8 protein-coding genes and 1 pseudogene are annotated in these 14956 nt (G+C 45.0%); all 9 read left to right on the top strand.

Annotated elements, in window-relative coordinates:
• The first annotated feature begins 19 nt into the window (after window positions 1–19).
• The 9 genes and pseudogenes from BN3261_RS13405 (at window position 20) to BN3261_RS13360 (ending at window position 14943) form a co-directional block, all read left to right on the top strand.
• The gene (locus BN3261_RS13405) at window positions 20–1690 is read left to right on the top strand and encodes a putative manganese-dependent inorganic diphosphatase (RefSeq protein WP_044961512.1); all 1671 of its coding nucleotides are present in this window, start codon (window positions 20–22) and stop codon (window positions 1688–1690) included.
• Window positions 1691–1703: 13 nt separating this feature from the next.
• Window positions 1704–2294, top strand: a pseudogene (locus BN3261_RS13400) (flavin reductase family protein); the annotation flags it as partial.
• 326 nt (window positions 2295–2620) lie between these two features.
• On the top strand, window positions 2621–3133 hold the full coding sequence (locus BN3261_RS13395; protein WP_059086952.1) for a shikimate kinase: 513 nt from the start codon (window positions 2621–2623) through the stop codon (window positions 3131–3133).
• A 199-nt stretch (window positions 3134–3332) separates the two neighbouring features.
• Window positions 3333–4625 (top strand): UDP-N-acetylglucosamine 1-carboxyvinyltransferase, encoded by a 1293-nt coding sequence (locus BN3261_RS13390; RefSeq protein WP_021651440.1) that lies wholly within the window; start codon window positions 3333–3335, stop codon window positions 4623–4625.
• Between the two features lie 426 nt (window positions 4626–5051).
• On the top strand, window positions 5052–5288 hold the full coding sequence (locus tag BN3261_RS13385) for a hypothetical protein (protein WP_199874122.1): 237 nt from the start codon (window positions 5052–5054) through the stop codon (window positions 5286–5288).
• 71 nt (window positions 5289–5359) lie between these two features.
• Window positions 5360–6271 carry an Rpn family recombination-promoting nuclease/putative transposase gene (locus BN3261_RS13380; RefSeq protein ID WP_059086510.1) on the top strand — a complete coding sequence of 304 codons (912 nt, stop codon included), beginning with the start codon at window positions 5360–5362 and terminating at the stop codon, window positions 6269–6271.
• Window positions 6264–6452 (top strand): hypothetical protein, encoded by a 189-nt coding sequence (locus BN3261_RS13375; protein ID WP_059086509.1) that lies wholly within the window; start codon window positions 6264–6266, stop codon window positions 6450–6452. The genes BN3261_RS13380 and BN3261_RS13375 overlap by 8 nt, the downstream gene beginning before the upstream one ends.
• Window positions 6453–7049: 597 nt before the next feature.
• On the top strand, window positions 7050–8051 hold the full coding sequence (locus tag BN3261_RS13365; RefSeq protein WP_059086507.1) for a helix-turn-helix transcriptional regulator: 1002 nt from the start codon (window positions 7050–7052) through the stop codon (window positions 8049–8051).
• 364 nt (window positions 8052–8415) lie between these two features.
• Window positions 8416–14943, top strand: a complete 6528-nt coding sequence (locus BN3261_RS13360) for a SpaA isopeptide-forming pilin-related protein (RefSeq protein ID WP_059086506.1) — start codon at window positions 8416–8418, stop codon at window positions 14941–14943.
• The last annotated feature ends 13 nt before the right edge of the window (window positions 14944–14956 follow it).

Below are 14956 nucleotides of genomic sequence, written 5' to 3'. Positions count from 1 at the left end.
TGAAAAAGGATGGATGTGTATGAAAAAACCGGAGAGAATATTTGTAATCGGACATAAGAATCCGGATACGGATTCCATCTGTTCGGCTATTGCTTATGCGGATATTAAGAACAGAACTACGCAGAATAAAAAATATATCCCGAAGAGAGCGGGGCAGATCAATGAGGAGACCAGGTATGTGCTGAACCGTTTTGGCGTACAGCCGCCGGCTTATCTGGGGAATATCGGTACGCAGGTCAAGGATATGGATATCCGGACCAGTCCGCAGGCGGATAAGAATATGTCGCTGAAGAATACCTGGGATCTGATGCAGGAGAACGGGATCGTTTCTCTTCCGATCCGGGATAAGGATGGGTGTCTGGAGGGGCTTGTGACGATTGGTGATATCGCAAAGACCTATATGGATACTACAGACAGTTATCTTCTTTCCAATGCGAGGACGCAGTATCAGAGAATTGCCGAGACTGTTGGCGGTGAAGTGGTGGAAGGTAACGGACACGGATATTTTGTGAAGGGGCGTGTGCTTGTCGGTACTGCCAACCCGAAGATGCTGGAGGGCTACGTTGAGGAGGATGATATGATCATCATGGGTGACCGTGAGGAGGATCATCTTCAGGCGATCAGCCAGAATGTCAGCTGTATCATCGTGGGGCTGAATATCGTGGTTTCCGAGAAGGTTATAAAGCTTGCTCATGAGAAGAATATCGTGATCATCCGGTCTCCGTATGATACGTTTAATATTGCGCGTCTGATCAATCAGAGTATTCCGGTCAGCTTTGTTATGAAGCGGGATAACATGGTTACGTTTAATACCGAGGATTTTACGGATGATATCCAGGATGTTATGATCAAAAACCGTCACAGGGCGTTTCCGGTGATCAATCCTCATGGTAAGTGTATCGGTACGATCTCCAGACGTAATTTTCTGGATATGCATAAAAAGAAAGTGGTTCTTGTGGATCATAATGAGGTGGATCAGGCTGTTGATAATATCGAGAAGGCGGAGATCCTTGAGATCATCGATCATCATAAGCTGGGTACCTTGCAGACTATGACGCCGGTTGCTTTTCGTAATGAGCCGGTGGGATGTACGGGCACGATCCTTTATGAGATCTACGGAGAGCAGAGACTGGAGATCCCGGAAAAGATCGCGGGGCTTCTCTGTGCGGCTATTATTTCGGATACATTGATGTTCCGTTCACCGACCTGTACGCAGACGGATAAGATCGCTGCCAGTGCTCTTGCGCTGATCGCGGGGATCAAGATCGAGGAGTTTGCCCGAGAGATGTTTTCTGCGGGAAGTAATCTGAAGGATAAGTCTCCGGAGGAGATTTTTTATCAGGATTACAAGAAGTTTATCGGTGAGGGTAATGTTTCCTTTGGTGTGGGTCAGATCAGTTCCATGGACAGCGAGGAGCTTAAGGAGATCAAGGAGAAGCTGATGCCGTTTATGGTGAGTGAGTGTGGCCGTCATGATATCACGAGAGTTTATTTTATGCTGACGAATATCCTGGAGGAGTCTACAGAGCTTCTGTTTTACGGGGAGGGCAGCCAGCAGATGGCGGAGATCGCTTTTGAGCGGAAACCGGATGGAGATACCTTCAGTCTGCCGGGTGTGGTTTCCAGAAAGAAGCAGCTGATCCCGGCTATGATGGAGGCTGCTCAGCTGATGAACAGCGATTATGCATAAGAGGTGACGGAAAATGGCGAAACAGTTATGGAAGCCGGGGAACATGATCTATCCACTGCCGGCTGTAATGGTGAGTGTTACCGATGGTGAGGGGCATGATAATATCATAACGGTTGCGTGGACGGGTACGGTGTGTACCAATCCGGCGATGGCTTATATTTCTGTCCGACCTTCCCGTTATTCCTATGATATGATCCGGAAAACGGGTGAATTTGTGATCAATCTGACAACGGAGAAGCTGGCGTTTGCAACGGATTTCTGCGGGGTCCGTTCGGGACGTGATGTGGACAAGTTCCGAAAGCTGAACCTTACGAAAGAGAAAGCGCAGTTTGTTTCTGCACCGATGATCGGGGAGGCTCCGGTTTCAATCGAGTGCAGGGTGCGTGAGGTGAAGGAGCTGGGGTCTCATGACATGTTTCTTGCGGATGTGCTTGCGGTCCATGCGGATGAAGCTTATATGGATAAAAACAACAGGTTTCGTCTCAATGATGCGGGTCTTCTGGTTTATTCCCATGGGGAGTATCTGGCGGGTGGCCGGAAGGTGGGAACCTTCGGCTACAGCGTAAAAAAGAAGCAGCAGAAGAAGCAGCAGAAGTTGGATAAGAAATCAGACAGGGAATCAGAGATGGCAGAGATGGCGGGGAAGTTGAAGACTTCAGGAAAGCCAGGGACGTCAGGGAAGTTGAAGACTTCAGGAAAGCCAGGGATGTCAGGGAAGTTGAAGACTTCAGGAAAGCCAGGGATGTCAGGGAAGTTGAAGACGTCGGGAAAGCCAGGGATGTCAGGGAAGTTGAAGATGTCAGGAAAGCCAGGGATGTCAGGGAAATTAAAGACGTCGGGAAAGGCAGGGAGAGAGAAACGGTAGGTTCTGCGGAGCCGTAACGTTTGTTGAGATTTGGCAGCTGTTATGCTAAAATGAAAGGATACAGTATGAATAATATTACACTGATAGGGATGCCTGGTGCGGGGAAGAGCAGCATCGGTGTCGTTCTTGCGAAGGTACTTGGGTACCAGTTTATTGACTCAGATCTTCTGATCCAGAAGGCGGAGAAGAGGACTTTGAGTAAGATCATCGAGGATGAGGGTACGGAGGGCTTCAAGGCGATCGAGAATCGTGTGAATGCTTCGATCCAGGTGGAGAATACGGTGATCGCTACCGGTGGAAGTGTGGTTTACTGCGATGAGGCTATGCAGCATCTGAAGTCTGAGGGTGTTGTGGTGTATCTTAAGATCTCGCTGGAGCTTCTTTCCAGGCGTCTTGGTAATCTTAAGGGGCGTGGTGTTGTGCTCAAGGAGGGGCAGACGCTGGCGAGTCTTTATGATGAGCGTGTTCCTTTGTATGAGAAATATGCGGACATTGTGGTGGATGAAGAGGATAAGGATCTGGAGGGGAGTCTCCAGGTTGTGCTTGAGGCACTGAAGAACAGGGGAGATAAGGCGTAACTGTTGGCTTGTGGAAACGGTTTGCTGGAGTGTTTCGGGTCATGGGTTGTGACAGGTTTTCGTCATAAATTGTTTACAAATCTGAAATATGTGTTATAATATACAACTGACCTAAAAAACGGTATTGCGGAACGTTTGTTCCTGCAGTAAATTCAGAGAAAGTTTCTGCTCATAGAGGAGTAAATAATAGAGGTGTGTTATGGAACAGTATGTGATTAAAGGCGGCAATCCTCTGGTTGGAGAAGTGGATATTGCGGGTGCGAAGAATGCGGCGCTTGCGATATTGTCAGCAGCCATTATGACTGATGAAACTATATTGATCGAGAATCTGCCAGATGTTAGGGACATCAATGTTCTGCTTGAGGCGATCTCCGAGATCGGGGCTCAGGTTGAGCGTATTGATAAGTCTACTGTAAAGATCAACGGTTCTACTATCGGCAATCTCAGCGTGGATTATGAGTTTATCAAGAAGATCCGTGCTTCTTATTATCTTCTGGGTGCTTTGCTTGGTAAGTATAAGCATGCGGAGGTTCCGCTTCCGGGTGGATGTAATATCGGCAGCAGGCCGATCGACCAGCATTTGAAGGGTTTCCGTGCTCTTGGTGCGGATGTTGATATCTGTCATGGTGCTATTGTTGCCAAGGCGGAGAATCTGCATGGCAGCCATATTTTCCTGGATGTGGTTTCTGTTGGTGCTACTATTAATATTATGATGGCTGCTTCTATGGCGGCTGGTCGTACGATCATTGAGAATGCTGCGAGGGAGCCGCATGTTGTTGATGTGGCGAATTTCCTGAACAGTATGGGGGCGAATATCAAGGGTGCCGGTACGGATGTGATCCGTATCCGTGGTGTTGAGACGCTTCATCGTACGGAGTATTCGATCATTCCGGACCAGATCGAGGCTGGTACGTTTATGTTTGCTGCTGCGGCTACTCGTGGTGATGTTACTGTTCGTAATGTTATTCCTAAGCATCTTGAGGCTACTACTGCTAAGCTTGAGGAAATCGGGTGTGAGGTTGAGGAGTTTGATGATGCGGTTCGTGTCCGTGCGCCGCATGTGCTTCATCGTACGCATGTGAAGACGTTGCCTTATCCTGGTTATCCTACGGATATGCAGCCGCAGATCGCGGTTACTTTGGCTTTGGCTGAGGGTACGAGTATTGTTACTGAGAGTATTTTTGAGAACCGGTTTAAGTATGCGGATGAGCTTTCCCGGATGGGTGCCAATATTAAGGTGGAGGGGAACTCTGCTATTATTGATGGTGTGAGGAAGCTTACGGGGGCGCGTGTGAGTGCGCCGGATCTTCGTGCGGGGGCTGCGCTTGTTATTGCGGGGCTGGCTGCTGAGGGTGTTACGGTTGTTGATGATATTGTTTATATCCAGCGTGGGTATGAGAATTTTGAGGAGAAGCTCAGGAGTCTTGGGGCTGAGATTGAGAGGGTTTCCAGTGAGAAGGAGATTCAGAAGTTTCGGCTGCGCGTTGGGTGATGGTTGGTGACAACTGGTAACGATTGATGATAATTGGATATTTGAGTTTTGGGAGAGTTCCTGGGTGTTTGGACCTGGGGGCTCTTTTTTTGTGTTGGGGAGGGACGAATGGAGGGACGAACGGACAGTCTGCCAGCGGGGCGGCTGCATGGTCGTGCCTGGTGCGGTCGTTTCGCCGGGTCATACTAAGCGTCTGAGTCTTCTGCCGTGCAGGGCGCCCCATAACTCGCCATGTACGCTGATGCGTACCTGGCTCAGACAGATGGGGCTTACTCTGCGGCTTGTGGCCGCAGAGTACCTTCCCGTCAGAAGCCCCAGGCGCCAAGTATGACCAGCGGCTTACTCCGACGCACCGAGTCCCGACCATGCAGCCGTCCCGCTGGCAGTCTGTCCGTTCTGGTTTTTTGGGGTGTGAGGTGTGGAGGTGTGCCGGAGGGTGGTGGGCCATCAGCGCTGCGCTGGATGGCTGCAGGGGCTGAGTTTCCTTGTGGTGTGCCGGGAAGGGCATCGGCGCTGTGGTGGATGCAGTGGAATGAGGTTTTGGCGGTTTTTGTCGAAGGTTTTTTGTTGACTTTTGATGGTGGGGTGGTTATACTGAAGGTACATATCTGGGAACATTCTGGGCCGTTCGGCTATCTGATCCCCATATGGTTGGTTGTATAAATATGGCGGGGAGGAGCCGGTTGGTTGTGTGAGGTTTTTTCTTTTGCCATCATAGTGAAAGGAGGAGTCTTATGCAGAGGAAGCGGCTTGAGGATATGAATCTTCTGGATGATTTTTTGTTTAACGCGGTGATGACGTTTCCTGGTATTGGTGAGAGGTTTTGCAGGTTGCTGCTGCAGGTGGTGCTGGGGCGTGAGATCGGGAGGCTGCGGGTTGTTGCGCAGAGGGCTTTTGGTGGCCGGGATGAGGGTTTTCGCGGGGCGCGGCTTGATGTTCTGGCTGAGGAGGAGCTGATGGATGTTTTGGCGGATCCTTCTGTTTTTGATATTGAGCCGGATAATAATGGTGATGTTGTGAGTCTGAAGGATCTGCCGAAGCGGGTGAGGTTTTATCATGCGATCATTGATAGCCGATGTTTGAAGAAGGGTGAGGGTTTCGGGAAGCTTAAGAGGGTTTTTGTTATTTTTGTCTGTTCGTATGATCCGTTTGATCGGGGTAGGATGGTGTATACGATCCGGAATATGTGTGAGGAGATTCCGGAGATGGAGTATGATGATGGGCTGAGGACGGTTTTTCTGAATACGAAGGGAGATGGTGCGGGTGTGCCTGAGGAGCTAGTGGCGCTGCTTCGTTTTTTGGAGGATACCAGGGAGGTGAATGCGGTAAATGATGTTTTGAGGGAGTTGTTGGAGATGGTCAGGGTTGTTAAAGAGGATGGAAAGGTTACGGTGGCATATATGAAGAGTTTTGAGATTGAGCAGATGTGGATTAATAAGGGGATTGAACAGGGGATTAGTCAAGGAATCGCCCAAGGGATTGAACAGGGAATTAGCCAAGGAATCAGCCAGGGAATCAGTCAAGGGATTGAACAGGGGCGGAGTGAAGAGAGGGTGAATACGTTGAGGGAGAAGGCGCGAGCGGATCGGTTGGAGAGGGAGCTGAGGAAGCTGCGGAAGCTACGGAGAGGTAGAAGAGATGTTTGAGGATGGAAAGGTTACGGTGGCGTATATGAAGAGTTTTGAGATTGAGCAGATGTGGATTAATAAGGGGATCAGTCAAGGGATTGAACAGGGGCGGAGTGAAGAGAGGGCGAATACGTTGAGGGAGAAGGCGCGTGCGGATCGGTTGGAGAGGGAACTGAGAAAGCTGCGGAGGGGGAGATGATGTTGTTTGGTTTTGGGAGAGTTTCTGGGTGTTTGGGCCTGGGGGCTCTTTTTTTGTGGGATGAATGGAGGGAGGGACGAACGGACAGACAGTCTACCAGCGGGGTGGGGCATCGGCGCTGCGTTGGATGTGGGTGGGGTGAGCTTTTTGCGATTTGTCGTGAGGGGATTGGGGGATAGAGGCTGTTTTGGATAGGGTGAGGTGTTTTTGTGTAATATTTAAATTTATTTTTGGAGTATTTTGGATTATAATTATGGAAAAAGATGGTTGGCCTGATTGGTTGACTGATTGACTGGTTGATTGATATCCGGAGTTTTGGTGACTGTTTTGTGGGACTTGAGAGAAGAGCTTCGGATGTGTGATGATGAGGGTTGTGTGATGAGCTTCGGATGTATGCTGATGTGGCTTGAGAGAAGAGCTTCGGATGTGTGCTGATGAGGGTTGAGAGATGAGCTTCGGATGTGTGCTGATGTGGCTTGAGAGATGGGCTTCGGATGTGTGTTGATGTGGCTTGTGTGAGGGCTTCGGAGGTTTGTTGGTTTGGTTTTGAGGGTGGTCTTTTGGGGGCTGCTTGGGTTTTGGAGGAGAGTGGGTTGTATGTGTGATTATGTGGTTTTGCCGCTTTTGAATTCGTCTTTTGAGCCTGGGAGGGCTCGGGAGGTTGTTGAGGGGTTTGTGGATGTGGATTTGAGGAATATTGCGCGGGCTGAGCTTTTTTATTTTACGGGGCAGGCGGAGGAGTGTTGTGAGATCACGAGGGGGTATCTGTCCAGCAGGGTTATTGAGCTGAAGCTTTCGGCGTGTATTTTGTATGGGTATTCTAATCTGACGCTGGGGAATGTGGCGGCGGCTAAGCGGGGGATGGAGGGAATCCAGTCCTGTGTGAAGATTGCTATGAAGAAGAAGGTTCCTAAGGATGTTTATGCGTCCTGTCTTCTGGCGGGGTATGTGGGGGCGGTTTTGCTTCATCTGCCTACGGATGGGATGCCTGCTTTTGGGGAGTACAGCAGGATGCTTCCTGAGGGGCTGAGGCTTTTTGCCACGTATGTGATGGCGCACCATACTTATCTTAACGGGGAGATATGGAGTGCTTATGGGATGGGGAAGGCTGCTTTGTTTATGGCGGAGAGGTCGTATCCGATCAGTATGACGTATATCCACTGTATGATGGCGGTGTGTGCGATCAACCGAAAGCATAAGCAGGAGGCACAGGAGGAGATGCTCCGGAGCTGGGAGCTGGCGAAGATGGATGGGTTTCTGGAGCCTTTTATTGAGCATCATGGGCTTTTGCGGGGGCTGATCGAGGCCTGTATCCGGAACCGGGATCCGGAGGCGTATCAGCGGATCACGGAGGGTGTGATTTCTTTCAGCAGGGGCTGGATGGCGCTTCATAATCCGGAAAACCGGAGAAAGGTTACGGGGGAGCTGTCGACGATGGAGTTTTCTATTGCCATGCTGGCAAGTGGGGGATGGACCAATAAGGAGATCGGAGAGCATCTGGGGATTTCCATTAATACTGTCAAGCATTACCTTACGGATATCTTTTGCAAGCTGAATGTCAAGAAGCGGGATGAGCTGAAAAAATTTATGTTAAAATAGTGACAGAGGCACTTTTTTTTGAAAAAACGGGCCTTACAAAACAACTGGTAGTGTTGTATAATAAATATCACGAATAGTCAGATTTTATCGGAGAAATCAGACGAAAAGAACCAGTGAACGAGTAAGTTAAGAAGGAGGAGTTGAAGACTGATTTTCGATAGCATCTGATAATGTCAATATCCTTACCAAAAATGCCTGGTATATTGACACTACAATCACATAAGGGTAAAATATTGAAAAGGTGTAACCTGTTTACTCACCGGCTAAAAACATGAAGCTTTTTTAAGAGAAAGGAATATAAACAGAAGTAAAGTAATAAGAAATACAGTACACGTTAATGCACACACAGGAAAGCGGGAAAGGTATGAAAAAATTAAGGAATAATAAGATCAGAAAACTCCTGGCATTTATGGTGGCTTTGGCGTTGATGGTATCCTGTATGCCGAGTGCATATACGATCTCCGCGAGTGAGGCGTTCGGAGATGGAACGGAGGATATATTTACAGATGGCGAAATTACATCTGAACCAGCGGCCGAAGAATCGACACCGGATGTAAGCAGCGCTGACCAGGAGGAAACGGAACAGGCGCAGCAATCGACGCTTACATATGAAAATGATTCTGTTAAAGTAACAGCAGAGGCACTGGAGGACGGAGCTCTTCCGCAGAATACAGCATTGAAGGCTGACGGCGTAAACGAGAATTCATCCGTATCTTATGATACAGTTTCTCAGAAGCTTTCAGCAGCAGCCACAGACAAGGGCAGCAGCCTGAGAGGTTTTTTTGCGTATGATGTGTATTTTGCTGATGGCGACGGAAACAGAGTCGAGCCGAACGGCAGAGTCAGAGTAACTTTTGAGTACAAGACACCGGCAGCACCGGAGCTTACCGATGCAGCCAGCACGAGTGTAACCGTTGAGAAGCTTCATTATAACAGCAGTACCGGTGATACTGATGTTAACACCTTACAGGCCAACGAGGATCTGAAGGTTCTGAATGTCAACGAGGGCAAACAGATCCAGACACTTCAGGTTGAGACTGGCAACGCAGCTGTTTTTGCCGTTATGTGGGATTCTCCTGAGACAGCAGATGTCGAGGCGGAAGCTGTTTCCGGTAATGGGGACGAGGTGTCTATCGCATCAGAGGAGCTTACGGACGGAACGGATATTTCGGACGAGCCTGAGCAGGATGCAGCTCAGACACCGGCAGCAGAGAATCCGGAGGTAACTCCTGATGCAGAGCCTTCTGAGGCTCCGGCGGAGAATCCGGATGCTGAACCTACCGAAGCGCCGGCAGAGAATCCGGATGTGGTGGAAGAACCGGCAGAGGATATTGCGAGCCCGGATGAGGTTCCGGCAGCAGATGAGAATGGTGAGACAAGCCTGATCGAGGTTCAGGGAGACGATACGAATCTTCGTGTCAGCCCATCTATCGAGGCAGAGGTTCTGGCAACTGTAAACGCAGGAACACAGCTCACACTTCTGGATACCGTAACAGCAGAGGACGGAGCAACCTGGTACAAGGTTTCCTGGGAAGGAACCGAGGCTTACATAAGAAGTGATATGGCACAGGTTGTTGACAGCAGTGATGAGGCAGAAGAGCCTGAGGATGTTCTGGAAAGCGAAGAAGTTTCTTATTCCCAGGAAGTTGGTAATGTAGTTGTAACTGCAACAGCAGCGAAGGGCGTTATTCCGGAAGGTGCACAGTTTGTTGTGACTCCGATCGAGAAAGGTTCTGACCAGTATGCAGATATCGAGAAACAGCTTCACGAGGGTGCAGAAAATGAGAGTTATACAGTAGCAGGTTTTCTTGCATACGATATTAGTTTTCTGAATGACGATGGAACTAAGATCGAAGCGCAGAACGGAAGTGTCAGGGTATCTATAGCCTACAAAGAAGCAGAAATCCCAGAAGATGTAGCTGAAACAGATACAGCACAGGAAAACATGAATGTATCTCTGGTACATTTTGTGGAGGATGCAAATGGTAATGTCACAGAAGTTGTTAATATGAGCAACGATGGACAGGCTGAAGTAAGTACAACCGACAATGGAGAGATTGAAAGTGCAAACTTTGAAACAGAGAGTTTTTCTACTTTCTCAGTTGTATGGTTGGCAGATGATTTCACTTCTGTACAGACAACTAGTAGTTATGGTGTGGAGGAAACTGTTGATAGTGCTAAAAGAGGTATTACTATCAATATGTTTAATTACGATACTGCTGGAATAAATGAAGGTCATTCTTTGAAGTTTAGTAATGGAAGTGATGGAGGAAACGAGGATTATAATAAGTATAGAGGGCCATCTGATCTCTCTCTTGGCATTATGCAAAAGAGATTGGGAGAAGATTCATATCCGATAGTAGATAAGGGTAAAAAAGAGAGTAGTTCGTATTTATTCTCAACGAAGGAAGGTACGGGCAAGGAGTTTTATTCTGATGCAAATTACTTATTTAAACAAGATGCAGATGGTTACTATGAATATGATAGTACTAAAAATTTTGCACAGTTTAATAAAAATACAAAAGAGTTTACTGTATATAAGGTACCAGGAAGTAGTAAAGATCCAATAGACCTACAACAAGGTTCGAAACATGGAAGTTTCTTTCCATTCAATACATTAGGTGATCATAAATACTGGGGTATTCCTCAAATTTCAGAAAAATCTCCAGATTTCCATTTTGGTATGACAATGTCAGCTAAATTCATTCAGCCAAAAGACGGAAAAATTAATGGTAATAATATGGTATTTGAGTTTTCTGGAGATGATGATGTATGGGTTTACATCGATGGCGTTTTGGTGTTGGATATTGGTGGTATTCATAATTCAGTGTCTGGTTCTATTGATTTTGCTGAGGGTACAGTTAAAGTTGGTAGTAACAATTATACTTTAAAAAATTTATTTAAAGAGGCAGGAGCAGAAAAAGAAGGAGATTTTGTTAGCAGAAAGGATATTTTCAAAGATTACACAGTGCATACAATTAATTTCTATTATCTCGAAAGAGGTAAGGGTGATTCCAACTGTAAGCTTAAGTTCAATCTTCCAACAGTTCCGGATGGGTCTGTTAAGGTTCAGAAACAGTTGAGTAATACAGATAAAGAGAAGTATGCAGATGTAAAGTTTAAATTTCAGTTACTTGTTAAGGATGAAAAAGAAAATTATGTTCCATCAACTCCTAATGGTATTTTAGACGATGGTAGAAAAGTTGAATTCAGTGAGGATAAGGTATTTACATTGAAACCTGGTCAGTACGCAACTTTTTCTGGACTTAAGGCAAATACGAAATATAGGATTAAAGAACTTGGTGTATCAAAGAACGAATATGATAAGGTTTTCATCAATGATGAAGTGACAACAAGTCAGGATGGAAATGTTATTTCTAACGAAGCTACAGTTGGCAGTAGACCATGGGTAATTTTTACTAACAAGTGTAGTGAGAAAAATAGTCGTAAGCTGTGTATTACCAAAAAGATTAAAGGGGATATTCCTGTAAATGATAAATTTGATTTTGAGATAAAGTTGAATGGTCAGAAGTATACAGGAAATTATTATCTGCAAGATTCTGAAGGAAATTATTATACAAGTGAAAATGGACCATTAAAGAAGGCAAAAAATAAGACTGTGTGTGGAAGTGCAGTTAATGGTGTTGTTTCTTCAGTTCCTGCAGGATACACAGTAGTTCTTGAACAAATTTTAGCTGGAACAAGCTTTGAGGTTAACGAGATCAATCTTAATCCAACGGATTATGGAAATCCTGAGTACAGTATTGAGGCGGCAGAGGATGTTAATACAACTGATAAAGCATCAGGAAAAATTGAGTTAGGTAGTGATGCGAAGGTAACGGTTACTAATACACGCAACAATGTAGCCAGTCTCGAAATTACAAAGGTAAATACAAGCAATCAGTCATTACCTGGAGCAAAATTTACTCTTACATTGGATGGTGATTCAGCGAAAACGTATAATGTAACATCTGATGAAAATGGTCTTTTGAAGTTTGAAAATCTTTCAGTCGGAACTTATACATTGACAGAAACAGAGGCACCGTCTGGCTATGTTAAATCTACAGAGAGTTATAAAGTAAAAGTATCAGTTGAAAATAATAAGGCAACTGCTAAGCTTTATAAAGCAGATGGTACGAATGAAATTGAGAACAAACAGATCATTAACTACACTGAGAAGGAAGAAGCCGAAAATAATCTTACCAGTAGCAAAACAGCCAAAGTTGTTGATTATGAGAATAGAATTTATAAGATTAATCTGAATGCAGAAACAACTGGACGCGAAGGAGATGTGGAGGCACAAGGTGCGAGTGTAGTAATGGTATTGGATGCTAGTGATTCTATGAATGATAGCATAGCTAATACTAATACTAGCAAGCTTGTAGCATTACAAAATGCAGCGAACACTTTTATAGATACCTTAAAGTCTAAATCACCGGAGAGTGAAATAGCAATAATCTGGTATAGTGGAAGTGAGGGAGGTAATACTTCAATAACGAATTCGAAATTTAAGCAATTAAACAACAATGAAGATGTGTCAAGTTTAAAGCGTACAATTGATAACAAGGATGCTTCCGGTGGAACACCAATGGGAGTTGCATTGGCGACTGCTAGAAATCAGTTATCAAGTGCAAAGCACGAAAAAAATAAGTATGTAGTGTTTATGACAGATGGTTTGCCAGGACATAATAATAATGATAACTGGAATTGTATGGTTGCCAATAATGCAGTTAATAATGCGAATTCTATAAAAGAACAGGCAACTTTGTATACGGTTGGTGTTGGGCTTAATGATGCGGGTAGTTTTAACTGGAAATTAGGACATTCTTCTACATCAAGTAACAGCGGACACGGATACAAATACGAATACTACCGTCATAAATCAATAACCGGAAGCGAATTTCTGAGCCAATATATAGCAACTAAATCTAGCGATGGTACTAAGAAGTATGCGTATGATACTAGTGGTCTAAACGACTTAGTAAACACATTTAATGTTATTGCTGGTAGTATTGGTGATTTGTTTACAGTGCAGCCTAAAGAAATCGTAGATGTGATTGATGCAAGATTTAAGCTTACGGATGATGGGTTAAATGATTTGGCAACTAACAGTAGGCTGGGAACAGGAAAAATTAAAACCAATAACGACGGATCGAAGGAAATTATCTGGACAGATAGTACTACAGGTTCGGTAGTGGGAAAAGTTACGATTGTTGAACGGGGTGACGGTACAACTAAAATTACCTGGAAAGAACAGGCGGCCAGAATTGGAAATGCAGCCACAGAGAACGAGAATGACAAAGGTTGGAATGCAAGTTTCCGGATTCAGGCGAAAGACGACTTCATTGGTGGAAACATGATTCCTACTAATGGTGCAGATTCGGGCATTTATCTGGATGGCGGTGGTATTAAAAAGTTTGAGCAACCATCTGTTAATGTTAAGCTTCTTAGTCTGAGCATTGGAAACGATACAACAACTGTTTTCAAAGGTGACCCCATTAATACGCGGAACTACGGAAATGTGCTTGCTGAAACGATAGCGGTTGTAGAACTTAACGGTAGCACAAAAACATTAACAGCTGTGAACCCACAGGATAATGGAAAAGTGAAATTGCCAGAGCTGACGAAAGATCAGATTAGCAATTTGTCAACAGATAAGGTATTAATCATTGGTGATAATCCTGATAATCTGCCATATAAGTATACCTATCCAGGTTCTAATGAAGCTGTAGGATATTTCACTTATACTTATACATTGGCTAAAGGCGATAATGCTGATAACCATGTTGCTACAGCAGTTGGAAATGAAGTGGAAAAGTATAAACTGACTGTCACTTATTATCCGTACTCCAAATCTGATAGAAGCACTATATTGTCTGGAACAGGAGTTCAGCAGCCAGATGCAGAAAAGGGTGGAACACAGGTTAATTCAAATCTGGAAGCAACTGGTAATTATGTAGTAAATGTAGTAGCCGGTAGTATTCAGATTATTAAAAAACTGGACGTAGTGGCTGAGCAGGACGAAACATTTAATTTCACAATTACAGATGAAAAGAATCGAACAGTTGCAACTGCAACTGCAACGATTAAAAAAGACGAACCAACAGCAACAGCGGTATTTACGCTTGCAGAGGGAATCGATGCAAAACTTGAATCTGATAATACAAAATTAAGTGAGTTGTCCAGAGGTGATTATAAGGTTGTAGAATCTCTTGGCGCAGATGTTCATTATGAATTGCAGGAGATTGCAACAGTTGATGGAACAAACTGCCACAGTGTAATTGCAAGAGATCAACAGCAGAAGGCTACAGATATTACGTTTACCATGGGAACAGATACTGATAATAAAGTAGTTCTCAGAGACGGAAATAATGACGTAACTAATGGACAGATTGGAATTGCTAAATTTACCAACAAGAAAATAGTTGTGGATATTGAACTTGAAAAGGTTGATAGTCAGACAACTGATACCAAATTGTCCGGTGCTGAATTTGCGTTATATAAGGTAGATACAAGTGGAAATGAAATTCAAGTTAATTCTTATACATCAGAACAGAGAGGAAAGATTTCTATAAAGAATCTTCCAATTGGTCAGTATGTACTGCGTGAAACGAAAGCGCCAACAGGTTATGTGAAATCTGCTGAACCATGGAATATTACGGTAGCAAATGACAGAACAATAACAGTAAAATATGATGGTAAGGATGTAGCATCAAAGCCAGATAATAATAAGACTATATATCAGATTACAAACACTAAGGTATATTCCTTACCAGAATCCGGTGGACCGGGAACCTATGGATTTACAATCAGTGGTGTAGCGATTCTTGCAACTGCACTCCTGTTGTTTATAAATAATAAACGGAGGGAGGAAGAAGCAAAGAGATCGTAACACATTAATTGTA

The organism is Blautia massiliensis (ex Durand et al. 2017), from assembly GCF_001487165.1.
GTDB lineage: Bacteria > Bacillota > Clostridia > Lachnospirales > Lachnospiraceae > Blautia_A > Blautia_A fusiformis.
Note: the sequence above shows the minus strand (reverse complement) of the source record. Positions and strands in the feature narration are given on the sequence as shown.

What these genes read in the sequence shown, in the direction of transcription:
- BN3261_RS13405 (WP_044961512.1), top strand. Translation starts at nt 20, where the DNA reads ATGAAAAAACCGGAGAGAATATTTGTAATCGGACATAAGAATCCGGAT.
- BN3261_RS13395 (WP_059086952.1), top strand. Translation starts at nt 2,621, where the DNA reads ATGAATAATATTACACTGATAGGGATGCCTGGTGCGGGGAAGAGCAGC.
- BN3261_RS13390 (WP_021651440.1), top strand. Translation starts at nt 3,333, where the DNA reads ATGGAACAGTATGTGATTAAAGGCGGCAATCCTCTGGTTGGAGAAGTG.
- BN3261_RS13380 (WP_059086510.1), top strand. Translation starts at nt 5,360, where the DNA reads ATGCAGAGGAAGCGGCTTGAGGATATGAATCTTCTGGATGATTTTTTG.
- BN3261_RS13375 (WP_059086509.1), top strand. Translation starts at nt 6,264, where the DNA reads ATGTTTGAGGATGGAAAGGTTACGGTGGCGTATATGAAGAGTTTTGAG.
- BN3261_RS13365 (WP_059086507.1), top strand. Translation starts at nt 7,050, where the DNA reads ATGTGTGATTATGTGGTTTTGCCGCTTTTGAATTCGTCTTTTGAGCCT.
- BN3261_RS13360 (WP_059086506.1), top strand. Translation starts at nt 8,416, where the DNA reads ATGAAAAAATTAAGGAATAATAAGATCAGAAAACTCCTGGCATTTATG.